23 protein-coding genes are annotated in these 25981 nt (G+C 68.9%); 12 read left to right on the forward strand and 11 right to left on the reverse strand.

The features are described 5' to 3' along the window. Positions 1–75: 75 nt before the first annotated feature. Positions 76–1428 carry a glycoside hydrolase family 43 protein gene (locus ACTWPT_RS23705; protein WP_443179622.1) on the forward strand — a complete coding sequence of 451 codons (1353 nt, stop codon included), beginning with the start codon at positions 76–78 and terminating at the stop codon, positions 1426–1428. Continuing rightward, positions 1425–2864 (forward strand): family 43 glycosylhydrolase, encoded by a 1440-nt coding sequence (locus ACTWPT_RS23710; protein ID WP_443179623.1) that lies wholly within the window; start codon positions 1425–1427, stop codon positions 2862–2864. The genes ACTWPT_RS23705 and ACTWPT_RS23710 overlap by 4 nt, the downstream gene beginning before the upstream one ends. Before the next feature lie 509 nt (positions 2865–3373). On the opposite strand, the gene lexA is transcribed toward ACTWPT_RS23710, so the two are convergent. Continuing rightward, positions 3374–4078: a transcriptional repressor LexA gene (gene lexA, locus ACTWPT_RS23715; protein WP_443179624.1), complete on the reverse strand. Its 705-nt coding sequence runs from the start codon at positions 4076–4078 to the stop codon at positions 3374–3376. Positions 4079–4996: 918 nt separating this feature from the next. On the opposite strand from lexA, the gene ACTWPT_RS23720 reads away from it, so the two are divergent. The 3 genes from ACTWPT_RS23720 to ACTWPT_RS23730 all read left to right on the forward strand — a co-directional run bounded on the left by ACTWPT_RS23720 (position 4997) and on the right by ACTWPT_RS23730 (position 8987). Further along, positions 4997–5344, forward strand: coding sequence for a LysM peptidoglycan-binding domain-containing protein (locus ACTWPT_RS23720; protein ID WP_443179625.1), 348 nt, complete (start codon positions 4997–4999; stop codon positions 5342–5344). 374 nt (positions 5345–5718) lie between these two features. Then, positions 5719–6174 carry a transcriptional regulator NrdR gene (gene nrdR, locus ACTWPT_RS23725; RefSeq protein WP_443179626.1) on the forward strand — a complete coding sequence of 152 codons (456 nt, stop codon included), beginning with the start codon at positions 5719–5721 and terminating at the stop codon, positions 6172–6174. Further along, on the forward strand, positions 6171–8987 hold the full coding sequence (locus tag ACTWPT_RS23730; protein WP_443179627.1) for a vitamin B12-dependent ribonucleotide reductase: 2817 nt from the start codon (positions 6171–6173) through the stop codon (positions 8985–8987). The genes nrdR and ACTWPT_RS23730 overlap by 4 nt, the downstream gene beginning before the upstream one ends. A gap of 124 nt (positions 8988–9111) precedes the next feature. On the opposite strand, the gene ACTWPT_RS23735 is transcribed toward ACTWPT_RS23730, so the two are convergent. Next, positions 9112–9936 (reverse strand): glycerophosphodiester phosphodiesterase, encoded by an 825-nt coding sequence (locus tag ACTWPT_RS23735; RefSeq protein WP_443179628.1) that lies wholly within the window; start codon positions 9934–9936, stop codon positions 9112–9114. 161 nt (positions 9937–10097) lie between these two features. On the opposite strand from ACTWPT_RS23735, the gene ACTWPT_RS23740 reads away from it, so the two are divergent. Further along, positions 10098–11492, forward strand: coding sequence for an MFS transporter (locus ACTWPT_RS23740; RefSeq protein ID WP_443179629.1), 1395 nt, complete (start codon positions 10098–10100; stop codon positions 11490–11492). Here ACTWPT_RS23740 and ACTWPT_RS23745 read toward each other — a convergent pair. Both ACTWPT_RS23745 and ACTWPT_RS23750 read right to left on the reverse strand, forming a co-directional pair. After that, complete coding sequence (locus tag ACTWPT_RS23745) at positions 11452–11916, reverse strand: TIGR03618 family F420-dependent PPOX class oxidoreductase (RefSeq protein ID WP_443179630.1); 465 nt, start codon at positions 11914–11916, stop codon at positions 11452–11454. The two genes, ACTWPT_RS23740 and ACTWPT_RS23745, sit on opposite strands and share 41 nt — an antisense overlap. A 30-nt stretch (positions 11917–11946) precedes the next feature. Further along, positions 11947–12345, reverse strand: coding sequence for an ester cyclase (locus ACTWPT_RS23750; protein ID WP_443179631.1), 399 nt, complete (start codon positions 12343–12345; stop codon positions 11947–11949). A gap of 37 nt (positions 12346–12382) precedes the next feature. On the opposite strand from ACTWPT_RS23750, the gene ACTWPT_RS23755 reads away from it, so the two are divergent. Beyond that, positions 12383–13594, forward strand: coding sequence for an amidohydrolase (locus ACTWPT_RS23755; protein WP_443179632.1), 1212 nt, complete (start codon positions 12383–12385; stop codon positions 13592–13594). 59 nt (positions 13595–13653) lie between these two features. Next, positions 13654–14748: a PrsW family intramembrane metalloprotease gene (locus ACTWPT_RS23760; RefSeq protein WP_443179633.1), complete on the forward strand. Its 1095-nt coding sequence runs from the start codon at positions 13654–13656 to the stop codon at positions 14746–14748. Here ACTWPT_RS23760 and ACTWPT_RS23765 read toward each other — a convergent pair whose 3' ends face one another. Further along, positions 14749–15612 (reverse strand): alpha/beta fold hydrolase, encoded by an 864-nt coding sequence (locus tag ACTWPT_RS23765; RefSeq protein WP_443179634.1) that lies wholly within the window; start codon positions 15610–15612, stop codon positions 14749–14751. Between the two features lie 56 nt (positions 15613–15668). Here ACTWPT_RS23765 and ACTWPT_RS23770 point away from each other — a divergent pair, with 56 nt between their 5' ends. Both ACTWPT_RS23770 and ACTWPT_RS23775 read left to right on the forward strand, forming a co-directional pair. Next, positions 15669–16256, forward strand: a complete 588-nt coding sequence (locus tag ACTWPT_RS23770) for a winged helix-turn-helix transcriptional regulator (protein WP_443179635.1) — start codon at positions 15669–15671, stop codon at positions 16254–16256. Further along, positions 16225–16848: a pyridoxamine 5'-phosphate oxidase family protein gene (locus ACTWPT_RS23775; RefSeq protein ID WP_443179636.1), complete on the forward strand. Its 624-nt coding sequence runs from the start codon at positions 16225–16227 to the stop codon at positions 16846–16848. The genes ACTWPT_RS23770 and ACTWPT_RS23775 overlap by 32 nt, the downstream gene beginning before the upstream one ends. Before the next feature lie 534 nt (positions 16849–17382). Here ACTWPT_RS23775 and ACTWPT_RS23780 read toward each other — a convergent pair. Together ACTWPT_RS23780 and ACTWPT_RS23785 are read right to left on the reverse strand one after the other, a co-directional pair. Then, a complete protein-coding gene (locus ACTWPT_RS23780) occupies positions 17383–17826 on the reverse strand; it encodes a carboxymuconolactone decarboxylase family protein (protein WP_443179637.1) in 444 nt (147 codons plus the stop codon). Between the two features lie 93 nt (positions 17827–17919). Next, positions 17920–18366 (reverse strand): hypothetical protein, encoded by a 447-nt coding sequence (locus tag ACTWPT_RS23785; RefSeq protein ID WP_443179638.1) that lies wholly within the window; start codon positions 18364–18366, stop codon positions 17920–17922. Between the two features lie 78 nt (positions 18367–18444). Here ACTWPT_RS23785 and ACTWPT_RS23790 point away from each other — a divergent pair, with 78 nt between their 5' ends. After that, a complete protein-coding gene (locus tag ACTWPT_RS23790) occupies positions 18445–19539 on the forward strand; it encodes an MFS transporter (protein ID WP_443179639.1) in 1095 nt (364 codons plus the stop codon). Positions 19540–19634: 95 nt separating this feature from the next. After that, entirely contained in the window at positions 19635–19886 is a 252-nt protein-coding gene (locus tag ACTWPT_RS23795) for a hypothetical protein (protein WP_305922549.1), read from the forward strand. Positions 19887–20345: 459 nt separating this feature from the next. Here the strand turns inward: ACTWPT_RS23795 and ACTWPT_RS23800 are convergent, their stop codons facing one another. The 4 genes from ACTWPT_RS23800 to ACTWPT_RS23815 are packed head-to-tail and all read right to left on the reverse strand — an operon-like array spanning position 20346 to position 25950. Continuing rightward, the gene (locus tag ACTWPT_RS23800) at positions 20346–22034 is read right to left on the reverse strand and encodes an ABC transporter family substrate-binding protein (protein ID WP_443179640.1); all 1689 of its coding nucleotides are present in this window, start codon (positions 22032–22034) and stop codon (positions 20346–20348) included. Between the two features lie 18 nt (positions 22035–22052). Beyond that, complete coding sequence (locus tag ACTWPT_RS23805; protein ID WP_443179641.1) at positions 22053–24068, reverse strand: dipeptide ABC transporter ATP-binding protein; 2016 nt, start codon at positions 24066–24068, stop codon at positions 22053–22055. Then, a complete protein-coding gene (locus tag ACTWPT_RS23810; RefSeq protein WP_443179642.1) occupies positions 24065–24967 on the reverse strand; it encodes an ABC transporter permease in 903 nt (300 codons plus the stop codon). The genes ACTWPT_RS23805 and ACTWPT_RS23810 overlap by 4 nt, the downstream gene beginning before the upstream one ends. Then, positions 24967–25950, reverse strand: a complete 984-nt coding sequence (locus tag ACTWPT_RS23815) for an ABC transporter permease (protein WP_443179643.1) — start codon at positions 25948–25950, stop codon at positions 24967–24969. The genes ACTWPT_RS23810 and ACTWPT_RS23815 overlap by 1 nt, the downstream gene beginning before the upstream one ends. Between the last annotated feature and the right edge of the window lie 31 nt (positions 25951–25981).

Raw genomic sequence — 25981 nt, forward strand, 5'->3', positions numbered from 1 at the left:
CCGGGGTACGAATGCGATCACCGCGCCCTCGCTGGCGTGTGAAATGTTAGCGCTAACATCGCGAAGGGGCGCCGGATGCGTACTCGTGGAGGCACTCGAAAGGCGTTAACCGGCATGGTCGCGCTGCTCGCCGCCATCGCGGCGGTCGTGCTCGCACCCGGGCCTGCCCACGCCGCCGGACCGGTGCCGCATTACTTGATGACGGCGTTCACCAACAGCAGCGAGTCCAACATGTACGTCTACGACTCGGCGAACGCCAGCACCTTCACCCTCGTCCGCGCCAACGCCTACACCCCGCCGTCCGGCCTGATCCGCGACCCGAGCGTGCTGCGGCACACCGACGGCTACTACTACCTCGTCTACACCACCAACTGGACCGGCGACACCATCGGCTTCGCCCGCAGCGCCGACTCCGTCAACTGGACCTTCCTCCGCAACGTCACCGTCGGCCTGAACGGCGCCACCGGCAGCACCTGGGCGCCGGAGTGGTTCAGGGACTCCGACGGCAGCGTCCACGTGATCTACTCAGCGTCCACGACGGGCACGGCGGGACAATTCCGGCCCTACCGGATCACCGCCACGAACAGTGCGCTGTCGTCGTGGAGCGCCCCGACGCCGCTGGGCATTCCGGCGAACTACATCGACAGCTTCGTCGTCAAGGTGGGCTCCACCTACCACAATTTCCTCAAGAACGAGACGACCAAGTACATCGAGCACGCCACCGCCACCTCGCTCAACGGCCCCTGGCAGTTCACCGGCACAGGGGACTGGGCCGGCTGGGGCTCCGGTCTGGAGGGCCCGGCACTGACCCGGCTGCCGGACGGCCGGTGGCGGATCTACTTCGACAACTACACCGGCGGCCGCTACTACTACGCCGACAGCTCGAACCTGACCTCGTTCGGCGCCAAGGTCGAGCTGGCCGGCCTGTCCGGCACCGCCAGGCACTTCACCGTGCTGCGGGAGGACGTCGGCGACACGACGGCGGTGCCCACCGGCAACCGTTCGCTGCGCTCGGCCAACTTCCCCGACCGATACGTGCGCCACCGCGACTACCTGGCCTACGTGGACCCGCTCAGCTCCGCCAGTCCGCTCGCCGACCGCCGGGACGCCACGTTCGCCGTCGTCGCCGGGCTGGCGCAGGCCGGCTGCTACTCCTTCCAGGCCGTCAACCAGCCCGGCTACTACCTGCGGCATTACAACATGCGGCTGACCCTGCAACGGGACGACGGGTCGGCGATCTTCAAGGGCGACGCCACGTACTGCGGGCGGTCCGGGCTGGCGGGCGGGGGCACGATCTCGTTCGAGTCCTACAACCTGCCCGGCCGCTATCTGCGCCACTACAACTACGAGATGCGCCTTGACCTGCGAGCGTCCGGCTCGGTGTTCGCCGGCGACGCCTCCTACACCGTCACCTCGCCGCTGTCATGAACGGCCCCTTCCGCAGGGTCGCCGCCCTCGTCCTGGCTACGCTGCTCGCCGTGACCGTCAACGTGACGCCGGCGGGCGCCTCGCCCGCCGTCCAGTACACCAACCCGCTGGCCGCTCAGCGCGCCGACCCGCACATCTTCCGCCACACCGACGGCTACTACTACTTCACCGCGACCGTCCCGGAGTACGACCGCATCGTGCTGCGCCGGGCCACCACTATCCAGGGCCTCGCGAGCGCGCCGGAGACGGTCATCTGGCGCAAACACGCCACCGGCGAGATGGGCGCGCACATCTGGGCGCCGGAGATCCACTTCGTCAACGGTAGGTGGTATGTGTACTTCGCGGCCGGCCGAGCCGACGACGTGTGGCGGATCCGCATGTACGTCCTGGAGAGCTCCAGCGCCAACCCGCTGACGGGCGCGTGGACCGAGCGCGGCCGGATCACCACCCCCTGGGACACCTTCTCCCTGGACGCCACCACTTTCGTCGCGAACGGCGTGCGCTACCTCCTCTGGGCGCAGCAGGAGCCGGGCATCACGACCAATTCCAACCTGTACATCGCCCGCATGGGCGCCAACCCCTGGACGATCACCGGTCCCACGACCCGACTGACCGTGCCCACGCTGGCATGGGAGACCCGCGGCTACAAGGTGGCCGAGGGGCCCTCGGTACTGCAGCGCAACGGGCGGCTCTTCCTCACCTACTCCGCCAGCGCCACGGACGCCAACTACTGTCTCGGCCTGCTGACGGCCTCGGCGTCGGCGGACCCGCTCCAGACGTCCGCCTGGACGAAGAGCCCCAACCCGGTCTTCACCTCCAGCGCCGCGACCAGCCAGTACGGCCCCGGCCACAACTCCTTCACCACGTCGGAGGACGGGCAGAGCGACATCCTCGTCTACCATGATCGCAACTATCGCGATATCTCAGGCGATCCCCTGAACGACCCGAACCGGCGGACCCGTGTGCAGAAGGTGTACTGGCGGGCGGACGGCACCCCGGACTTCGGCATCCCGGTGCCGGATGGCGCGACGCCGGTGCGGCTCATGTCGTACGACACGCCGGGATCGGCGATCAGGCACTACGACTTCAGGGCCCGCCTGGAGGCGAACGTCACGCCGCTGGCGGACTCCCAGTTCAGGATCGTCACGGGGCTGTCCGGTACCGGGACGGTGTCGCTGGAGTCGACCAACTTTCCCGGGTACTACCTGCGGCATCGCAACCACGAGGCGTGGGTGGAGCGACGCGACGGCACGAGCCTGTTCAACGCCGACGCCAGTTTCCACCGGCGGGGCGGGCTCGCGGGCTCCGGCACGGTCTCGTTCGAGTCGGTGAACTTCCCGGGATATTTCCTGCGGCATCGTGGCGGGCAGGCGTGGCTGGAGCGGAACGACGGCACGAGCGCCTTCTGGGGCAACGCCAGCTTCATCCTGGAATGACGCCCGCCCTGGGGTTTACAGGGTGACGCCCGCCCCTGCGTCTACGGGGATGACGCCCGCCCCTGCGTCTACGGGGATGACGCCCGCTCTGGTCCGCCGGGGCGAGGCGGGGGCAGGCGTGTGCGACGGGACGCCTTGACTCCCTTGTGGCCTGACGCCGTCAGGCGGATCGGGCACGACCACGGGCCTTGGAACTCTGGTCGAGCGCCTGGACGGGCCGCTGCCATGGGGGCGGGGGATCGGTGAAGGGCCGTGTGCGACGGTGGATGTGCTGTGCTCCGAGTCGCGCGTGTCGCCGAGCGGGGGCATGGTCAAGAGGCGAGAGAGGACGTGGGCCAGAGACGCGAGAGGAGCAGGCTGTCGAGAGCGAGGAGACGAGCGACCGGTTGAGGGCCGAGCATGACGGTTGGCGAGGTCGGCGGTGCGGTGCCGTACCCCGTCAGTGCATGTTGTGGCGCGCGCCGGAACGCGGCGCGGCGAGGTGACGCGCGCCCAAGCCGCCGACCTGGTTAGAGCCGGCGCAGGACCGCTACGACCTTGCCCAAGACGGTGGCCTCGTCACCGGGGATGGGCTCGTAATTGGGGTTGTGCGGGACGAGCCAGACATGGCCGTCCTTGCGCTTGAAGGTCTTGACGGTGGCTTCACCCTCGATCATGGCGGCCACGATGTCGCCGCTCTCCGCCACCGGCTGCTGGCGGACGACCACCCAGTCGCCGTCGGCGATGGCGGCCTCGATCATCGAGTCACCGGCGACCTGCAGGAGGAACAGCGTGCCTTCGCCGACGAGCTGCTTGGGCAGCGCGAAGACGTCCTCGACGCTCTCCTCGGCCAGGATCGGACCACCGGCGGCGATGCGTCCGACGAGCGGGACATAGGCGGCCGTGGGACGGCTGATCGTGGACTCGTCATCCGCGTCCGGGTCCACCCACAACACCGGCTCGCCCGGCAGTCGCACCTCCAGAGCGCGCGGCCGGTGTGGGTCGCGTCTGAGGTAACCCTTGCGCTGCAACGCCGTCAGCTGATGGGACACGCTGGACGTGCTCGTCAGCTGCACCGCTTCGCCGATTTCCCGCATGGAGGGCGGATAGCCGCGCTGTTGCACCGAGTCGCGAATCACTTCGAGGATCTTGCGCTGCCTGGGCGTCAGGCCCAGGGAGTCGCGTCTGCGCACCGCGAGGTCGCTGACCCCGTTTGCGTCATCCCGCTCGGTCATGCTCTGCCTCCTCGCCCGGCCGCCCGCCTCACCGGCGGACCTGCCGTTCTGTGGTCTCGATGTCGCACACAGCGACGCTACCGCTGTTGAAGATCATCTTCAAACAATTGTTCGAGTCTTCCTCGAAATTGTCGCCAGTGTGGTGTACAACATCGTACGGGAGTTCGATCGACACCGTGTTCGATTTGCTGATCTTTATTCGGCCTATTCCTCAGGCCACACGGCAGGAGGTCATCCATGCGAGCGACCACAAACACGGACCCGACCAGCGAAGACGCCAAACGGCTCACACTCATTGCCGATGTTACGCAGAGTAAGAACCGACGGGGAGACAATACGCGGACCGAGATCGGTTCCCGTGGAAATTCCGGTAAGAGGTTGGGGCTCCGTCCGGGTGGTGCGGCAAGGCGCGGAGGATCCTCGCCGGAGGCGGCCGCCTGGGGTCAGGGGAGGCCCCGCCTGCGCCTCGTCCCACCGTCGCGTCCCGAGACGAATGCGGATGAAACGCCCGCATCGGGCGGTCACGGCGGCCGAGGGCGCGGAGCCGGTACGGGTCGGGGAGGGCCTGGAACCGGCACAAGCCTCGTCCCTGTCGCAGAGCGTGCCGGGCTCGGGGCGAACGCGGGGCTTGGCAGTGGCACACGCCGCGGAAGGCAGGGGACTGGTGCGAGGCTGGGCGGCGCTGCAGGGAGCGGCGGGGCTGGGACTGGTGCTGGGTTCAGTCGTGGTGTGGAGCGCGGTGGGCCTGGGGTGGGCAAGAGGCGTGGCGGGCCTGCGGGGAGCAGGCCGCGGGCCAAGCTGTCGGCGGGGAACGATCCGGGAATGCCTGCGGCGCGTCGGCAGCGGGGAGGCGGCGGCGCGGTGGGGGTTGATCGGCGGTGGAAGCGCAGGGCCGGTGTGCGGCGTGATCGTCGTGGGGTGTCGCGGTTTGAGCGTCGTGCCGCGCCTCCGGTGCGGCTGACTCGCCGAGGGCGGGTCATGCTGGTGGTGACGGCGGCGTTACTGTCGCTGGGCGGGTTCTGGCTCGGGACACGTGCCGTCAGCCATGCGGCGGTGCGGGTCGTCGTTCCCAGCACTGCCGGGCTGCCGTGGGTGGAGGTTCGTCAGGGGGACACGCTCTGGGCGATCGCCGACGTGCTCTCCGGGGGCGAAGATCCCGGGGCCGTGGTCGAGGAGATCAAGCGCCTGAACGGGCTGCCCGACTCGATCATTCATCCCGGCACTCGTCTGTACGTCCCGAGGGACGTCGCCGGAGTGGTGCGCTGATCGGCGTCGAGGGCGACGGCACTAGGGATGGCTCGGCGGCCTTCCGGTAGAGTTGTGAGGTTTGTTCACCAACGTGATCCGACGCAACCCATGTGACACCACCTGGCTCCGCCTAGCCGCGTAGCGACGCCGACACGCCCGGGGCTTTGGGACGACCGCGGGCTGATCAGCGACTTCGGCCGGATGGGCCCGCTCAACTTGCGTTCATGGTCGCGCGCTTCTACGGTTGGACCACAACATCTAGTAGTTACACCGATGTAGTTCACCACACCTTGTGTTTCCGTGACCGCTCCATGGCCAGCCGTGGAGTGTGCGCAAGCGTCCCGTCACGACGGTTTTGCCCGTGTGGTGGCCGCAGGTCAAGGAGGCGAAGCGTGCACTGTCCGTTCTGTCGCCACCCTGACACCAGGGTCATCGACAGCCGCTCGACGGACGACGGCGCGGCCATCAGGCGCCGGCGCACCTGCCCGGAGTGCGGCCGCCGGTTCACCACGCAGGAGACCGTCCTGCTCATGGTGAGCAAGCGCAGCGGGGTGACGGAGCCGTTCTCGCGGGACAAGGTCGTCGCGGGCGTACGGCGGGCCTGCCAGGGAAGACCGGTCAGCGAGGACTCGCTGGCGCAGCTCGGGCAGCGGGTGGAGGAGGTCATCAGGGCCAGGGGCGCGGCCGAGATTCCCTCCAACGAGGTGGGCCTGGCGATCCTGGGTCCACTGCGGGAGCTCGACGAGGTGGCCTATTTGCGATTCGCATCGGTGTATCGCGGTTTCGAGAGCCTGGCGGACTTCGAGGCCGAGATCTCACAGTTGAAGGCGGAGAAGGGGGAGTCATGACGGAGACGGCCAGCGGTTCAGTCGCGCGCGGGGGGAAGCGTCCGCGTAAGGGACTGAAGATGAAGCGGATCTTCACCAAGCCCGGCGTGCACCCGTATGACGAGATCCAATGGGAGCGCCGCGATGTCGTCATGACGAACTGGCGCGACGGCTCGATCAACTTCGAGCAGCGGGGCGTCGAGTTCCCCGAGTCCTGGTCGGTCAACGCGGCCAACATCGTGACGACGAAGTACTTCCGCGGCGCGGTGGGCACCCCGCAGCGCGAGTGGAGCCTGAAGCAGTTGATCGACCGGGTCGTCGGCGTCTACACCCGCACCGGGATCGAGCACGGCTACTTCGCCAGTGACGAGGACGCCGAGATCTTCGACCACGAGCTGAAGCACGCCCTGGCGCACCAGGTGTTCGCGTTCAACTCGCCGGTCTGGTTCAACGTGGGCACCCAATCACCTCAGCAAGTAAGCGCTTGCTTCATCCTCGCCGTGGACGACCAGATGGAGTCGATCCTGGAGTGGTACAAGGAAGAGGGCGTGATCTTCAAGGGCGGCTCGGGATCGGGTGTCAACCTGTCCAGGATCCGCTCCTCGAAGGAGTTGCTCAGCAGCGGCGGCACGGCCAGCGGGCCGGTGTCGTTCATGCGCGGCGCGGACGCGTCCGCGGGGACCATCAAGTCCGGTGGTGCCACCCGCCGGGCGGCCAAGATGGTCGTGCTCGACGTCGATCACCCCGACATCGAGGAGTTCATCGAGACCAAGGCGCGCGAGGAGGACAAGATCCGCGCGCTGCGGGACGCCGGGTTCGACATGGACTTGGGCGGAAAGGACATCGTCTCCGTCCAATACCAGAACGCCAACAACTCGGTGCGCGTCTCCGACGAGTTCATGCGGGCCGTCGAGAAGGGTGAGAAGTTCGGCCTGCGCGCCCGCCTCAGCGGCGAGGTGATCGAGACGGTCGAGGCCAAGGACCTGTTCCGCAAGATGGCCAAGGCGGCCTGGGAGTGCGCCGACCCGGGTGTGCAGTACGACGACACGATCAACGACTGGCACACCACCCCCGAGACGGGGCGGATCACCGCCAGCAACCCGTGCAGCGAGTACGTCCACCTGGACAACTCCTCGTGCAACCTGGCCAGCATCAACCTGCTGAAGTTCCTGAAGGACGACAACTCCTTCAACGTCGCCGACTTCGTCAAGCTGACCGAGCTGATCATCACCGCGATGGACATCTCGATCACGTTCGCCGACTTCCCGACCGAGAAGATCGGCGAGACCACGCGGGCGTACCGGCAGCTCGGCATCGGCTACGCCAACCTGGGCGCGCTGCTGATGGCGACCGGCCACGCCTACGACTCCGACGGCGGCCGTGCCGTGGCGGGGGCGATCACGTCGCTGATGACCGGCGTGTCCTACCGCCGCAGCGCCGAGCTGGCCGGGGTCGTCGGGGCGTACGACGGATATGCCAGGAACGCCGAACCGCACAAGCGCGTCATGCGCAAGCACTCGGCGGCGAACGACTCCCTGCGCACGATCGGCTCGATGGACGCCAAGATCCACGCCGAGGCCTCGCGCCAGTGGGCGGAGTGCCTCAAGCTCGGCGAGAAGAACGGCTACCGCAACGCCCAGGCCAGCCTCCTGGCCCCGACCGGCACGATCGGCCTCATGATGGACTGCGACACGACCGGCATCGAGCCGGACCTGGCGCTGGTCAAGTTCAAGAAGCTCGTCGGCGGCGGCTCCATGCAGATCGTCAACCAGACGATCCCGCGGGCGCTCAGGCAGCTCGGCTACCAGCAGGAGCAGATCGAGGCCATCGTCGAGTACATCGCCGAGCACAGCCACGTCGTCGACGCCCCCGGCCTGCGCAAGGAGCACTACGAGGTGTTCGACTGCGCGATGGGCGAGCGGGCGATCGCGCCGATGGGGCACGTCCGCATGATGGCGGCCACCCAGCCGTTCCTGTCCGGCGCCATCTCCAAGACCGTCAACCTGCCCGAGTCGGCCACGATCGACGACATCGAGCAGGTCTACATGGAGGGCTGGACGCTCGGGCTCAAGGCGCTGGCCGTCTACCGCGACAACTGCAAGGTCGGACAGCCGCTGTCGGCCGGCAACGGCGCCAAGAAGGAAGAGGCGGCCAAGGAGCCCGAGGTCAAGGTCATCGAGGTCAACCGGCCGACCCGGCGGCGCATGCCCAACCAGCGGCCGAGCATGACCACGCGCTTCACGGTGGGCGGCGCCAAGGGCTACATGACCGCTTCGTCCTACCCTGACGACGGGCTCGGCGAGGTCTTCCTCAAGATGTCCAAGCAGGGTTCGACCCTGGCGGGCGTCATGGACGCGTTCTCCGTCGCGATCTCCATCGGGCTCCAGTACGGGGTGCCGCTGGAGACGTACATGAGCAAGTTCGTGAACATGCGGTTCGAACCGGCCGGTATGACGGACGACCCGGACATCCGGATGGCGACGTCGGTGATGGACTACATCTTCCGGCGCCTGGCCCTGGACCACCTGCCGTACGAGGAGCGGGCGGCCCTGGGCATCTTCTCGGCGACGGAGCGGGCTGCGCAGCAGCGCGGGGAGGACCCGGCGGCGTTGCAGGAGACGGTGGACCGCGAGGCGCTGGCCCAGTCGGCGCCGATCGAGGAGAAGCCGAAGGAGACCCACCCGGTACCGGCGGCCCAGGAGGAGCTGACGCTGGAGAGCCACCAGCGCTTCACGGCCGACGCGCCGCTCTGCATGACCTGCGGCACCAAGATGCGTCCTGCCGGCAGCTGCTACGTCTGCGAAGGCTGCGGCTCCACCAGCGGCTGCAGCTGAGCCGCGCGGAAACGTAGAAACTCGGGGGAGACGGCTGAGGCCGTCTCCCCCGAGGTCTCTCGCTCGGCCATGTCCCAGGCGCGGCTCGCCTGTCACGATCCCCTGCGGATCGGCCGTCCGGACCTCAGGCGTCCAGCAAGTCGTGTAGCACGTCCGGCTTGTTGGTGATGATTCCGTCCACTCGGTAGGTCAGCATCCGGCGCATGACGTCCGGGTTGTCCACCGTCCAGGCGAGGACCTGCATGCCGAGGTCGTGCACGCGGCGTACATATGACGGCGTGAGCGTGGTGTACTGCGGGTTGATCTGGTCGGCGAACCTCGCAAGCTCGGGCAGCTCGGCGGTGGTGGGCGTGCCGAGGAGTCCGATCGGCACGTCCGGCAGCAGCCGGTGGAATCTTCGCATTGACTCGAAGTTGAAGGACTGCACCACCAGCCGCCCCGGCGAGAGCCAGCTCGAGTGGCGGCGCAGCTCGTCGGCGATGCGCCGCTCGATTCCCGGGTAGAGCTCTGGCTTCTTGACCTCCAGCAGGAGTCCCATGCCGGAGCCGCTCATCGCGCGCAGCGCCTCACCCAGCGTGGGCACCGGCTCGCCGGCGTACTCGTCGCTGAGCCAGGAGCCGGCGTCCAGCTTGCCGATCTGCGTGAGCGTGAGGTCGCCGACGTTCCATGGCGACAGGCCGGGGAAGACGCGCTCCACATCGGTGGTGCGGGACAGGGTGGTGTCGTGCATGAGGACCAGCTCGTGGTCCTTGGTCTCCTGGACGTCGAGCTCGAACATGTCGGCCCGCTGCTTGCCGGCCAGCTCGAAAGCGGCGATCGTGTTCTCGGGAGCGTAGGCGGACGCGCCCCGATGCGCGACGTTGAGCACGGCAGGGGCGGCGGTGGCTGCGGTGGCGGGGGCCGTGAGAGCGGACAGGGCGGCGACGACCAGGACAATGCATCGGAACATGGGTCTCCTCAGGTGGAGAGGGGCCTGCGAACCGACGATGACAAGGTTGCGTGACAGGGAGTTGAGAGGAGAGTAGACCCGCGGTGCCGGGGTGATGAGCAAACGACACGCCAGACGGGTCAATGGGGATCACGTAGTGGTGACGATCTACCCTGAATGTCGTGAGAACTGCCGGTACGCTGGCCATCCTCCTGTCCGCGTGGTTCATGGCCCAGTTCGACTTCTTCGTCGTCAACGTGGCCGCTCCCTCCATCGAGCACGACCTGCACACCGGCCCGGCCGCTCTGGAGCTGATCGTCGGCGGCTATGCCTTCACGTACGCGGCCGGAATGATCACCGGAGGCCGGTTGGGCGACCGCTACGGCTACCGGCGCCTGTTCATCTGGGGCGTGGCCGCGTTCACCGTCGCCTCGCTCTTGTGCGGGATCGCCGTGAACCCGGCCCAGTTGGTCGCGGCCCGCCTCCTGCAGGGCCTGGCGGGTGCGGCGATGGTGCCGCAGGTGCTGGCCACGATCTCGGCCGTGTACCCACCCGAGGAACGGGGCAGGGCCGTCGGCTGGTACGGCGCGGTCGGCGGTTTGGGGTCCATCGCCGGCCAGGTGCTGGGCGGGCTGCTGGTCACGGCCGACGTGCTCGGCCTCGGCTGGCGGATCGTCTTCCTCATCAACCTGCCTGTCGGCCTGGTCGTCGTGCCGGTGGCGGCGTGGCTGCTGCCGGAGGTCGACACGGCCCGCAGGCCGAAGCTGGACCTGCCGGGCGCGGCCGGCCTCGCCGCCGGCCTGGGGCTGGTACTGGTGCCGCTCGGCCTCGGCAACAGCCTGGGCTGGCCCGCCTGGACCTGGGTCAGTATGGCGGCGAGCGTCCCCGTGGTCGCGCTGACCTGGCGCCGGCAGCGGGTGCTCGGAGCGCGCGGCGGGCAGCCGGTGCTGGACCTGGCGCTGCTCAAGGTCCACTCCTACCTGGCGGGCGTCGGGTCGATCGTGGCGTTCATGGCGTACTTCGCCGCGTTCATGTTCACGCTGACGTTGCTGCTGCAGGCCGGGATGGGGCTGACCGCCTTCCAGGCGGGACTGGCGTTCGCGCCGATGGGGGTGCTCTTCTCGGTCACCTCGGTGCTTGGGACGCGGCTGGTCTGGAGGTACGGGCTGATCGTCGTCATGATCGGCGGCACGGTCACGGCGCTGGGGCTCGGCCTGCTGGTGGCCGCGGCCGGCCTCGGGCTGCCGTACGTCATGGCAGCGCTCATGCTCGTCGGCGCCGGCAATGGCCTGGTCCTGCCACAGCTCATCGGGGCGGCGCTGGTGGAGGTCGAGCCGCACCAGGCCGGCATCGGCTCCGGCATTCTGAGCACGGTGCAGCAGTTCGCGGGCGCGGGCGGAGTGGCGGTGATCGGGGCGGTGTTCTTCGCGGTCGCGCGGGACGGCGGCCACGTGGCGGCCATGCGCTGGTCGGCCGCCATCGACCTGGGGCTCGTGCTGATCGTGATCGCGTCGGTGGCCTACAACAGGAGCCGGGCTAAACGGCGAGCGCCGTCCCGTACAAGCGTGACGCCCTGAGCCTGATCACGAGCCGCCGGTCGGCCACCATCTGCTGCAGGAACGCCGCCTCGACGGCCGGGCCGGCCAGCCCCGTCTGCATGGCGAGCAACTCCATGCCCACCTCGTCCCCGGGCTCCGTGGTCACCGGCGACAGTTCCGCCTCGCCCTCGGCCACGGCGTAGGACCAGAAGTCGTCGCTGGTCACGTATAGGGCACACCGCGGGTCCTCGTGCAGGTGCAGCACCTTGAGCCGGTCGGCGATGGTCGAGATCCGCACCACCCGCTGCCGCGGGTCCCACGTGTAGAGGACGGTGGACAGGTGCGGGTGGCCGCTGCTCTTGTGCGTCGCCAGCGCGCCGAAACGCTGCTGCGCCAGCAGCCCCGACATCTCCTCGTCCGTCAGCGACCTCGCTCCATTGCCCGGCGCATGTTCCTGCAGCACCTGATAATCCTCCGTCGGGTTGGAGACGATTCACCCTATCCGAAGCTGCCGGTTGAACGTCTGCGCATCTGAGATCACCCAGTATTCGGCGAACCTGTCACCTTCGGCCCGCAGGATGTCGTGACCGCTGAAGGTCACCCTCGTCCCCGACAGCGCGCCCGCGCCGGGCAGACCGCCCCGGTACACCCCGGCGAACGTCCACCGGGCCGCCACCCGGTCCCCGTCCACGATCGGTCCCACGTCCAGCGTGACCGTGACGTCGTCGAACGGTGCGTGCCCCTGCTTCAGCGCCTCCACCAGCCCCTCGGGCCCGTGCACGTCCATGCCGGGCCAGTGGCCGGCGAAGCCGGGGGTGACGAGGTCGTGGGCGAGCGTGAAGTCCCCGTTCCACATCTCGAGCAGCCATCGCTCGTACAGATCCGCGATCATTCGGGCCCCCTACCCGCTGCCCGATAAGTTACGACTCGTGAATTTTGCTATTACCGGCGGATATGTCGTGCCCATCGGCAGTGCCCCCATCGACGGCGGCGTCGTGCTCATCGCGGACGGGAGGATCGCCGACGTCGGCGCGGACGTGCGGATCCCCGACGGGTTCCAGGTCGTGGACGCCGCGGGCGGCTGGGTGCTGCCCGGCTTCGTCGAGGCCCACGGCCACCTGGGCGTGCACGAGGAGGCCGAGGGATGGGCCGGCAGCGACACCAACGAGATGACCGACCCCAACGGCGCCCGCCTGCGCGCGCTCGACGCGATCAACCCGGCCGACCTGGCCTTCGCCGACGCGCTCTCCGGCGGCGTGACCACCGTGGTGATCAAGCCGGGCTCCGGCAACCCGATCGGCGGCCAGACGGTCGCGGTGAAGTGCTGGGGCAGGACCGTCGACGAGATGCTGATCAAGGAGCCGGTGAGCGTCAAGAGCGCACTCGGTGAGAACCCCAAGCGGGTCTACGGCGACCAGAAGAAGCTGCCCTCCACCCGCCAGGGCGTCGCGGCGGTGATCCGCGACGCGTTCATGAAGGCCCAGGACTATAGGGCAAGGAAGGCCGCCGCGGCGGACGAGGGCAAGCCGTTCGACCGCGACGGCACATTGGAGGTCCTCGTCCGCGTGCTGGACGGCGAGCTGCCGTGGTGCCAGCACACGCACCGGGCCGACGACATCGCCACCGCGCTGCGGTTGGCGGCCGAGTTCGGCTACCGCCTGGTGATCAACCACGGCACCGAAGGACATCTGCTGGCCGACACGCTGGCCGACCGGAACGTCCCTGTGATCATCGGGCCGCTCTTCACCAGCCGGTCGAAGGTCGAGCTGCGGCAGCGCTCGCTGCGCAACCCCGGCATCCTGGCACGGGCCGGGGTCGAACTGGCCATCACCACCGACCATCCCGTCGTGCCGATCCACTTCCTCGTCCACCAGGCCACGCTGGCGGTCAAGGACGGGCTCGACCGCGACGCGGCGCTGCGGTCGATCACCGTGAACCCGGCCCGCATCATGGGCATCGACGACCGGGTGGGCGCGCTGCGGCCGGGGCTCGACGGCGACGTGGTCATCTGGTCCGGGGATCCGCTGGACGTCATGAGCCGGGCGCTGAGGGTGTTCATTTCCGGCCGGGAAGTGTATTCGTACACGGCAGACGAGCCCATCGTGGCGGATCCTTACTACCGGGAATCAAGCGATCGTTAAGTGCCCGTCGATGCGCGGGGCGCATAGTGGGCGGACTGTACGGGAAGAGAGGCATCACCATGACAGCTCCCCTGCCGAGCTCCGTCTCCCAGCGCCCCAGCAAGGCCCTGCTGATCGGCTTGGTCATCTCGGGAATCCTCGCGCTCCTCGTGCTGGCCGTCATGCTGCTCTCGGGCGGGCCGGTCGGCTTCGGGCTGTCGGCGTTGCTCGCGGTGGCGCCGCTGCCGGTGCTGCTGGCCGCGGTGCTCTCGCTCGACCGGCTCGAGCCCGAGCCGAAGCTGCATCTGGCGTTCGCGTTCGCGTGGGGTGCGGGGCTCGCCGTCGTGGCGGCCGTGGGGTTCACGCTCGTCGGCCAGGAGCTGTTCGTCAGGGCCGGGTACGGCGCCGCGGTCGCCGAGGACGTGGGCACCGTCCTGCTGGCCCCCGTGATCGAGGAGGCGCTGAAGGGATCGGCGCTGCTGCTGCTCCTGCGCAGGAGGCACGAGATCGACGGCCTGACCGACGGCATCGTGTACGCCTCCATGGCCGGCCTGGGCTTCGCCGCCGTGGAGAACGTCGGCTACTACCTGCTCGCGTTCGGCGAGGACGGTGTCAGCGGCGCGATCCAGCTGTTCGTGCTGCGCGGATTGATCGACCCGCTCGGTCACCCGGTCTACACCTCGATGATCGGCATCGGCGTCGCCTACGCGCTGACCCGCCGCACGCCCGGCAGGTTCGCCGCGATCCCGCTCGGATACCTCGGCGCGGTCTTCCTGCACGCGCTCTGGAACGGCTCGGCCAGCACAGGCTCGCTGACCTGGCTGGGCATTGCGTACCTGGTGATCATGGCGGCGCTCGTCCTGCTCATCGTCGTGACCGTCGTCGAACGCCGCCAGCTCGTCGGCAAGATGGCCGTCTACCTGCCGGGTTATCAGCAGACCGGGCTGGTCACGGACGCCGACGTCCGGATGCTCAGCACGTTGCCGGCCCGCAAGGCGGCCCGCAGGTGGGCCAGGCGAGTCGGCCTCGGGCGGGCCATGAGCGACTACCAGCAGGCGGCGACCGAGCTGACCATGCTGCACCTGCGGGCCGAACGGCAGGGCGTGGAGCCGGTGAGGTTCGCGGTGGAGCGGGATGCGTATCTGGGGGCGATGGCCCACGCCCGCCGCTGGTGATCAGCGGGGCAGCAGGAAGTTCGACAGGTGGGCGAGCACCGCGTCCGGCTGCTCCTCGGCCAGGAAGTGCCCGCAGTCGGGGATCTCGGCCCCGCGCACGTCAAGGGCGTAATCCCGCCAGATGTCCAGCACCGGCACTCTGCTCGGCAGCCCGGCGGCGCCCCACAGCGCGAGGACCGGCATCTCCAGCCGCCGGCCCGCGTCCCAGTCGGCGTCGTCGTGCTGGGCATCGTGCGGGAACGAGGCCCGGTAGTCCTCGAACCCGGCCCGCAGCGCGCCCGGCTGCTCGAACGCGCGCACGTACTCCTCGACGTCCAGCCGTGACCGCTGCACGGTCCACTTCTCGAAGAAATAGCCCAGGTAGCCGCGGACGTCCTGGCCCGCCAGCCGCTCCGGGAGATCGGGCTGCAGGTGGAACGTCCAGTGCCAGGTTCCTGACGCCAGGCCGGTCGTCATGTCGAACCTGCGCCACATCTCCCTGGTCGGGATGATGTCCATGACCACGAGCCGCTCCACCTCGCCTGGGTGGTCGAGCGCGTAGCGGTGGGCGACCCTGGCGCCCCGGTCGTGGCCGGCGAGCACGAGTGTGGAATGGCCGAGCGAGCGCGCCAGGGCGCGGATGTCAGCCGCCATCGTGCGCTTGTCGTAGCCGGCGACCGGCTTGTCCGTGCGGCCGTACCCGCGCAGGTCGGGGGCTACGACCGTGAAGTGGCCGGCCAAGGCGGGGATGAGCCGCCGCCAGCAGTGGGAGGTCTGCGGCCAGCCGTGCAGCAGGACCAGCAGCGGTCCTTCGCCGGCGATCAGGTAGTGCATGCGCAGGCCGTCGAGGTCGGCCATGCGCGATTCGATGGCCGGTTCGGTCATTGAACTCATGGTGCCGCACGCTAGCACGGTTCGGTGAATGAACTAACATGCGCCCCATGGCGCTCGGCAAGAACTACGACGGTCAAGACTGCTCCCTCGCCAAGGCCCTGGAGGTGATCGGCGAGCGGTGGACGCTGCTCGTGGTCCGCGACGCCATGTACGGCGTGCGGCGCTTCGGCGACTTCCAGGCCCACCTCGACATCCCGCGAGCCGTTCTCTCCCAGCGGCTCGCCACGCTCGTCGCGGCCGGCGTCCTCGACCGGCGCCGCTACCAGGACGCGCCGCCGCGCGACGAGTACGTCCTGACCCCCATGGGCCGCGAGCTCTGGCCGCCCGTGCTGGCCCTGACGCAGTGGGGCGAGCGCCATCTCGCCGCGCACGGCCCCCGTCGCCTGTACCACCACGTGACCTGCCGGACTCGGCTCGATCGCCAATCCGGCTGCCCGGCCTGCCGTCGGAGCGTCCCGCTGGAGGAGGTCGAGGTCCACCCCGGGCCGGGCCTGCGCCACGACACGCGCGAGGACCTGGTCAGTCTCGCCCTTCGGACACCACACCGGATGTTGGCTCCCATTCCTGACAAAATCATCAGGGAAACCCTCGAAGGGAGATCACATGAGTTGGGCGGAGATCGGGTCCGAGGCTGAGTTGCGCGAGCTGCTGGGGGAGGTCATGCCGAGGGCGGCCACCAAGGAGCGGGTACGCCTGCACGAGCGTGACCGGCAGTGGCTGGCGGCCTCGCCGTTCTGTCTGATCGCCACCTCCGACGACCACGGCAACTGTGACGTGTCACCCAAGGGCGACCCCGCCGGATTCGTCCACGTCATCGACGACGCCACCATCGCCATCCCGGACCGCCCAGGGAACCGTAGAGCGGACGGATTCCTCAATATCCTGAAAAATCCGCATGTAGGGTTGATCTTTCTCATCCCCGGCCGTAACGAGACCCTCCGCCTCAACGGCCGAGCCCGACTCGTCCGCGAAGCCCCGTTCTTCGATGAGATGATCGTCAAGGGGCACCGCCCGCATCTCGCCCTCGTCGTAGAGATCGAACAGATCTTCTTCCACTGCGCCAAGGCGTTCCTGCGCTCCGCGCTGTGGAAGCCGGACACCTGGGGCGACAACGACCTGCCTTCGCACGCGAGGCTGGTCAAGGACGTGCAGACGGTGCAGGAGAGCCTCGAAGAGCTCGAAAGCTACTACGGCGCGACGTACGCCAAGAAACTGTACGCCTCCTGACATGCGACGACCCAGGCCGCGCGGCGGCCTGGGTCCCGTCCGGTGGGCTAAGCGGCAGGCGTGGGACCGCCGGGGAAACGGATCACGTTTCTGCCGGTGTAGGCCCGCAAGTCGATCACCTTGGGATCGGCGGGCGGCTTGCGGTGGTCTGCCGAGCGAATGTCGCGGACCTTATGCCTGGCAACGTGTGGCGGCACCGCCACAAGCCTCTTCATCGTGAGCCCCCCGTGATGTTCTTGTTATCTATGTTATCTACAGATACCCCCGTAAGTTTGCTGTAAGGAGCATGTCAGTAGGGGAGCCTGCGACCCGCCGGTGAACGCAGGTCCAACTCCATGGCCGGCCGGGGACGCCGCTTGGCCGTCGCCTTGCTGACTTTGACGCGTTTCATGGTCTCCCCCTTCGGAAGCGCGTCGTTCTCCTTTTCACGACTGTGCGCCGCGCCGCTTGGCGACGGCTTGACGGGCGCTTGCCGCCCGCCATGCGCGCCAACCTAGCCCCAGTGCCGGTCCGGCTCAATGCATTTCTACGAGATCAGGCACCAGGTGTGAGCCGGGCGGTGACGCCGATCCGGTTCCAGGCGTTGATCATCGCTATCGCCGCGATCAGCAGCGCGAGCTGCTTCTCGCTGTAATGCTCGCTCGCCTCCTGCCATACGGCGTCCGATACGGCCTGCAGGTCCGCAAGCCTGGTCGCCTCTTCGGTCAGCGCCAGCGCAGCTCGCTCGGCCGGGGTGAAGACGGTGGCCTCGCGCCAGGCCGCCACCATCCAGAGGCGCTCGTCGCTCTCGCCGTCCTTCTTCATGTGGCGGCTGTGCATGTCGACGCAGTAGCCGCAGCCGTTGATCTGGCTGGCGCGCAGCTTGACCAGCAGGATGGTGCCGGCCGGCAGCTCGCTGTCGTGCAGGATCTTCTCCACTCCCAGGAAGTGGTGGTACACCTCGGGGATGTTCTTGGCGACGTTGATCCGCTGGGTCATGTGAGCCTCCTCAGTTTTTCCCTCTTTCACCGGCAGGACGGGGCGGACCGCCCGGATGTGACAGCTTCGGCGGAAAAACTTGCATGCGGACGGTCAGCCCAGGCAGTTGCCCCAGGACTGGCGGCCGCCCCACGCCTCGATCCGGCCGTCGGGGTCGCGGGTCCAGCCGGCGTACCGTACGCACTTCCAGCTCCCGTCGAGATGGCCGGTCTCGGCGTAGTAGCGGTACTTCTGCTCGTCCTGCGACTTGCCGCCGCCCTTCACCTCGAGGTAGGCGCCGGTGACCGAGCGGATGCCCTGGTAGACGCTCTTGATCGCGGCCACGCAGTTCTTGCCGGAGCGCTTGTTGTACATCAGGTACACGTGCCCGAACACGGCGCCGCGCGTCTTCATCGCCCGGTGTCCGTCCTTGACACGGTGGAAGCCGGGGCCGCAGATGCGCTCGGGCGTGTAGCGGGCCGTGGCGGCGTACGCGGAGGAGGGGATGGCGGCGATCCCGGCGGCGACCAGGGCGGCCGCAATGACCGTTCGCGTGAGCACGGATTTTCCCTTCGGCAGGGCGATATAAGGACATCGATGATCTTTACTGTGACTTAACCGTAATTGCAAGGGGGTCGGATGCCGCTCATCGCGGTCTGCGCAGCCTGGGCCGTGTTCTGGGGCTCCTGGTCGGCCCTGCTGCCCGCCATCAAGGTGGAGCTGGGCATCTCGGCGGGCGACCTGGGGCTGGCGCTGAGCGCCGTACCGGTGGGGGCATTGCCCGCGATGGCGCTCACCGGGCGGCTGGCGCGGGGACGGGAGCGGTCTGCCCTGATGGTCACGACGACGTTGTTCGCGCTCAGCGTGGCCTGCGTCGGCCTGGTGGGCTCGCTGTGGCAGCTGGCGGCGGCGTTGCTGCTGATCGGCGCCACCAGCGGCGCGCTGGACATCGCGCTGAACCTGACCACCGGGCGGGTCGAACGCGAGACCGGCCGCCGGCTCTTCCAGCCGGTGCACGCGGCCTTTCCTCTCGGGGTCATCGCCGCCGCCCCGGCCACGGGGCTGGCCCGCTCGCTCGGGTACGGCGTCGGCGCGGTGCTCGCGACCATCGCGGTGATCGTGGTCGCCACGTCGTTGTCGCTGCTGGCGCTGCCCATGGGGCGTGAGAGGGCCGAACCCCCCTCGCACGCCGACAGGCGCGGGCTCTGGGGGCTCGCCGCCGTGCTCGGCGCGCTGGCGGCCTGCGTGCTCATCATCGAGAACTCGGTCGAGCAATGGTCGGTATTGCTGCTGGAGGAACATCGCGGCGCCACACCGCTCGTGTCGAGCGCCGCGCCCGCGGTCTACATGGCGGCGCTCACCGCCGGACGGCTCATCGTGCAGGCGCTGCCGCGGGTGCCGCTCAGGCCGATGTACCTGGTGGCGGGGGTGGGCGGCGGCGCGGGCATCGCGCTGGCCGGGCTGGGCGAGAACGTGGTGATCTCCATGGTGGGGTTCGCGGTGACCGGGCTGGCGCTCGGGCCGCTGGTGCCTGCCTTGCTCAGCCGATCGGCCGCCGATGATCCGAGCGGGACGCTGGTATGGGGAGTGTCCACGGTCTCGTACACGGGTTTCGTGGTCAGCCCGCTGCTCGTGGCCGGATTGAGCGGGTGGTTCGGCCTGCCCGTGGCACTGGCCGCACTCGGGTTGCTGGGATTGCCGCTGGTGGCCCGCTTCGCGGTGGAACGCCCGTGACGGGCGGGGCGGCCGGAATATGGTCGTCCTTTGGGGAAAGGGGAGCACAGAACGGGGTATCCCCCCGGGCGGATTCGAATGTAAAGGGGATCACCATGGCTGTCTGCGAGAGCTGCGGCAACGACTACGACATGGCGTTCGAGGTGCACGCGCAGGGATCGGTACATACCTTCGACTGCTTCCAGTGCGCGATCGAGGCGATGGCGCCCGTGTGCGAGCACTGCGGCACCAAGGTCATCGGGCACGGGGTCCAGGCGGGTGACCACTGGTACTGCTGCGCCCACTGCGCCCGCGAGGAGGGCACCAAGGGCATCGTCGACCGCGTCATGGCGGGCACCACGTCCTAGACGCCAGGTCTGAGGAGGCCGCGCACGCGGGCGTCTCTGATCAGCGGTGCCGGCGCTTGAGGCGCTGATCGTTGGCACGCCCTGGTGCCGGTGGGCTGCCTTGGCAGCGTGCCGGCCCGTTGGCGCGTGTCCCTCCGGACGCGGGCGTGGTGCGCCGCCGAACAGCCAGGTGTCGAACATCTCCGGCGTCACCCGGCCGTGCGCGCCGAGGAACGCACGCGCCGCACGTACGCCGGCCTCCTCGAACGGCGGCGGCTCGGACGGCCAGCCGGGGACCCAGCCAAAGATCTTTTGGGTAACCCCCTCGGGCGGGCCACCGCACTGCGTGCCTTCGGCCCGCTGGACTCGCCGTAAACCCGGCATGGGCCGAGCACTCGCTGGACACGGCGCCGCCGCCCTCGTCTGCCCCCCATCTCGGGCCGAGCGTGTCACGGTGCCCGACCCCCTGTGCGCGGCGGGTCAGCGCATGAAGCCGATGTTCTCGTAGCGGAGGTCGTGGAAGCCGCGTGCCCCCACGTTGGCCAGCGTCGCCTTGGCCGCGACCAGCTGCGGCCGCTGGTAGAGCGGCAGCACGTTCACCTCCTGCCAGATCAGCTCATCAGCCGCGTTGGTGGCCGCGCGCGCCCGCACTGGATCCAGGCTCTGCACGGCCCGGCCCATCGCCTGGTCGATGGCCGCCGACCCGGTACGCCCGAAGTTCGCGTTCCACGTCTTCCCGTCGGGTGAGTTCGCGTAGATCCCGTAACTGCTGGACACCGGGAACGGCGTCCCGATGTACGCGAACGGCGTGATGTCGAAGTTCCCCGGGATCACGTAATTGGTGAAGAAGTCGTCACTCGGCACTGCCTTGATCGTCAGCTTCACCCCGATCTGCGCGAGCATGCTCTGCGCCAGCTCCCCCTCCGCCTTGCTGATCTGCACCCCCGTCGGCACCACGAACCGCAGATCCAGAGTCTTGCCGTTCTTCTGCCTGACCGTCCCGTTCAGCTTCCACCCGGCCGCGTCCAGCAGTTGCCGCGCCCGCTGGGGGTTGTACACCCCCAGCGCCCCCGCGTTGTCCTGGTAGCCCTCCTGGGTGTTCATGAAGAAATGGTTGTTCAGCAGCGCGATCGGCCAGTTCAGCCCCTGCAGGTCGGACTGCGCGATGGCCTGGCGGTTGATGCCCAGCTGGATGGCCTGCCGCACGTTCCGGTCCCGGAGCAGCTCGCTCGACCCGTTGAAGGTGAAATGCCGGAAGTCGGGCCCCGCCGCGTGGCGCACCTGCGCCCCCGCCGTGGCCTTGGCCCGCGCGTAGTCCGGTGCGGACGGGCCCAGGTCGATGAGGTCGAGCTCGCCGTTGCTGAACGCCCCGACGAGCGAGTCCTGCTCGGACGCCCGATAAATGATCTTGTCGAGCTTGGCCCGCTCGCCCCACCAGTTGTCGTCGCGGACCAGCGTGATCGTCTTGGCCGTCTGATCGAACCCCCCGAACTTGAACGGGCCGGCCGTCACGGGGATCTTGTTCAGCCAGGCGGTGTTGAACGCCTCGGGCGTGCGGTTGGTGGCGGCGGGCAGCAGTGGCCCGAACAGCGCCTGCCAATCGCCGAATGTCCGGGCGAACGTGACGACCACCTCGAAGTCGTCCTTCCCTCGCGCCACCTTCTGGATGTCCTGATAGCCGGTGGCCGAGACGATGCGGTATGCCGGGTCTCGCCCGTTCAGTGCCTGCCATTGCGCCTGGTAATCGGCCCACGTGATCGGCCGCCCGTCGGACCAGCGCGCCTTCGGGTTCAGCGTGTACGTCACCACCTGCGCGGGCCGCCGATCGGTGACCTTCGCGTCCAGCACGTAGTCCCGATTGACGGAGATCTCCGCCTTCTCGTCCGACACGAACGGTGACGGCAGCAGCGCGTTGCTGACCGAGGCCGCCACGGCCAGGTTGCCGTCCACGTGGTTCCTGTTCCACTGCGCGGGGAACTCATTGATGCCCCACCGCAGCGTCCCGCCGTCCTTGACCTTGTCGCGCGGCTGCGGGTTGATGTCGAAGGCCTTGACCGTATGGTCGTCGCCGCCGCTCTCCCCGACCCGCGGGCCGTTTCCCGCCCCGCCGCCGCACCCTCCGAGTGTCACGACAACGGCGGCGGCCGCGACAAGACGTGCTGCTTTCATCGAGCGATTCCTCCTGGTCTAAACGACTTCACGCCTCTCGGCGTAGTGGCAGGCCGCGCCCTGGTCCTCGCCCAGCGGCCGCACCTCCGGCTCGACGTCGACGCAGCGCTTGCGTTCTTCGTCGGTCAGCTCGGCACGGAACTTGGGGCACCTGGTGCGGAAACGGCAGCCCGTCGGAGGGTGGGCCGGGCTGGGCAGGTCGCCGTGGAGCAGGATGCGCCGCCGTGACCGCTCGCGGACCGGATCGGGCAGCGGGATCGCCGACAGCAGAGCCTGCGTGTACGGATGCGCCGGGGCCTCGTAGACGGCGTCCACCTGGCCGATCTCGGCGATCTTGCCGAGGTGCATCACCGCGACCCGGTCGGCGATGTACCGCACGACCGCCAGGTCGTGCGCCACGAACAGATAGGACAGCCCGAGCCTGGCCTTCAGCGCGTCGAGCAGGTTGATCACCCCGGCCTGGATCGACACGTCGAGCGCCGAGACGGGCTCGTCCAGCACCAGCAGCCTGGGCTCCAGCGCGAGCGCCCTGGCGATGCCGATGCGCTGCCGCTGCCCGCCCGAGAAGTCCTGCGGGTAGCGGGCGGCATGCGAGAGGTCGAGCCCGACCAGGGACAGCAGCTCGGCGACCCGACGCCCGGGGACGCGCTGCCCGTGGGTGCGCAACGGCTCGGCCAGGATGTCGTGCACGGTCATGCGCGGGTCGAGCGAGGCCATCGGGTCCTGGAAGACGACCTGCATATCACGCCTGATCGCGGTGCGCTCCCCTCGGCCGAGCCGAGCCGTGTCGTGCCCGAGCACGACGATGCGGCCCTGCTGCGGCTTGACCAGCTCGAGTATCTGCGTGAGCGTGGTCGTCTTGCCGCTGCCCGACTCGCCGACCAGCCCGAGCGTCTCGCCCTGCCGCACGTCGAACCCGACCCCGGCGACGGCGTGGACGGTGCCCACCCGGCGCTTGAACAACGCCCCCCGTACCAGCGGGTAGTCCTTGACCAGGTCGCGGACCTCCAGCACCGTGCGCTCGCCGCGGGCCGCTCGGGGCTCCCGCGGCCCCGCCGGCGCCGAGAGCCCCGGCGGATGTACTTCGTCCCAGCGGATGCACGCGGCCCGGTGCCCGGCCCCGACCTCGAACAGCGGCGGCTCTCCGTCATCGCATGCGTCCACCTTCATCGGGCAGCGCGGCGCGAACGGGCACCCCGGCGGCAGCGCCGCAGGTGACGGCGGGTGGCCCTCGATCGGCACGAGCGGCCGCCGCCCGCCCCGGTCCACCCGCGGCACCGAGCCCAGCAGGCCCACGGTGTACGGCATGCGCGGCCCGTAGTAGATGTCGTCCACGTCGCCCACCTCGACCGGGCGCCCGGCGTACATCACCAGCACCCGGTCGGCGAACCCGGCGACCACGCCGAGATCATGCGTGATCATGATGATCGCCGCGCCGGTCTTCCGCTGCGCCTTCTTGAGCACCTCCAGCACCTGCGCCTGGATGGTGACGTCCAGCGCCGTGGTCGGCTCGTCGCAGATGATCACGTCGGGGTCGTTGGCGATGGCCATCGCGATCACCACGCGCTGGCGCATGCCGCCGGAGAACTCGTGCGGGAAGGCCATCGCCCGCTCGACCGGATGCGGGATGCCGACGAGCTCCAGCAGCTCGATGGCCTTGACCAGGGCGGTCTCCTTGCTGACCCGCTGGTGCACGCGCACGGCCTCGGCGATCTGGTCGCCGACCCGGTAGACCGGCGTGAGCGCCGACAGCGGGTCCTGGAACACCATCGACATGGTCTTGCCGCGAAACGCGGTCAGCTCCCGTTCCGGGGCGCCGATCAGCTCCTTGCCGTGCAGCCGCACCGACCCGGTGACGCGCGCGCCGGGCGGCAGCAGCCCCATGACGGCGGCCGAGGTGACGGACTTGCCCGAGCCGGACTCGCCCACGATGCCGAGGACCTCTCCAGGGCGTACGGAATAGCTGACCCCGCGCACCGCGGGCACGTCGCCGAACGCCACGTTGAGGTCGGTCACCTCGAGTACCGCGTTCATCGTTTCGCCGCCGGGTCGAACGCGTCACGCAAGGCGTCGCCGATCAGGTTGACCGCGAGCACCGTGACCACCAGCAGCCCGGCCACAAACCAGAACGTCCACGGTGCGTACGTGGCCGTCTTGGAGCCGTCGGCGATGAGCGTGCCGAACGACACGTCCGGCGGCTGGATGCCGAACCCGAAGTACGACAGCGAGGTCTCGGTGAGTATCGCCGCGCTGACGTTGAGCGTGGCGTCCACGATCAGCAGCGACGACAGGTTGGGGATCACGTGCCGGAACACGATCCGGGCCGGCGGCACCCCCATGTAGCGGGCCGCATGGATGAACTCTCGCTCCTTCAGCGAGATCGTCATCCCCCTGACGATCTTCGAGGTGACCATCCACAGGAACAGCGCCAGCATGAGCACGAACAGCGGCCACTGCCCCGACTCGAACAGTGGCGACATGATCGCCAGGATGAGGAATCCCGGCAGCACGAGCAGCAGGTCGGTCACCCAGCTCAGCACCCGGTCGGTCCAGCCCAGGAAGTAGCCGGCGAACGCCCCGACAACGGCCGCGAGCGCCGTGGAGACCAGAGCCGCCAGCAGGCCGACGACCAGAGACTTCTGCATCCCGCGCAAGGTCAGCGCGTAGACGTCGGAGCCTGTCTGGAGCGTTCCGAACCAGTGGGAGGACGACGGCGGCTGCAGGAAGGCCGTGAAATCCTTGTCCGTGTAGCTCCACCGGCTGAACAGCGGGCCGGCGAACGCCAGCAGGAACATCACCGCAAGCACCACGAACCCGGCCAGCCCCTGACGGGAGCGGAAGAACCGCCCGGCGACCACCCGCACCCGCGACGGGTTCTTGGTCAGGACGCCGTCGGACAGTTCCTCGGCCACCTCCTCCTCATGCAGCGTCATCAGGCCCGCACCCTGGGATCGAGGGCCGCGCGCAGCAGGTCGGCGGCTAGCGACGCGCACAACACGGAGATCGCGGCCAGCAGGGAGATGGCCGCGACGGTGTTGACGTCGTTGGTGAAGATCGAATTGATCAGCTGCTCGCCCAGCCCGTGCCAGCCGAAGATCTTCTCCGTGAACGTCGCGCCCGTCAGCAGCGCCCCGAACATGAACGCGAAATAGGTCACCACCGGGATCAGCGAGGTCCGCAGCGCGTGCGTGACCAGCGCCCTGCGCCTGCTCAGCCCCTTGGCCATGGCCGTGCGCAGGAAGTCGGCGCCCAGCACGTCGAGCATCATGTTGCGCTGGTAGCGGCTGAAGACCGCGATGAGCCCGACCGACAGTGAGATCGTCGGCAGGATCAGGTGTTGCAGCCGGTCCACCACCTGACCCCAGAACCCTGTGGCCAGGCCGTCGCTGTATTCGCCGCTGACGAGGAACACCTGACGGCCGAAGACATGCTCGTTGGCCCAGGTGGCCACCAAGATCATCATGTTGGCCAGCACGACCACCGGCACCGCGAGGACGACGAACGACAGGCCCGTCGAGAGCCGGTCGAACCACCCGTATTGCCGGACCGCAGCCAGCGCCCCGACGAGCACCCCGAGCACACTCCCGAACAGCAGTCCCAGCACGATCAGCCGGAACGTGACGCCCATGCGGCGCTTGAGATCCTCGTTGACCGGCGAGCCCACGACCGTTTTGCCGAAGTCGCCGCGGAGCACGTCGGTGCCCCAGGTGGCGTAACGCTGCAGCAGCGGTGTCTTGTCGTTGAGGTTGAGCGCGGTCAGCTGGGCGTCGACGACGGCGGGCGGCGGCTTGGGCGTGCGGTCGGCGTAGTTGGAGCGCGGGTCCAGGGCCGTGGCCGCCAAAAGGTAGGCGAGGCTGGCTGCCACCGCGACGAGCACGGCGGACGAGAGCAGCCTGCGGACCAGAAATCCGGCCATCGCCTCCCCCTCTGACGCGCACGGCATGTAG

This window comes from Nonomuraea sp. 3N208 (assembly GCF_052245935.1).
Lineage (GTDB): Bacteria > Actinomycetota > Actinomycetes > Streptosporangiales > Streptosporangiaceae > Nonomuraea.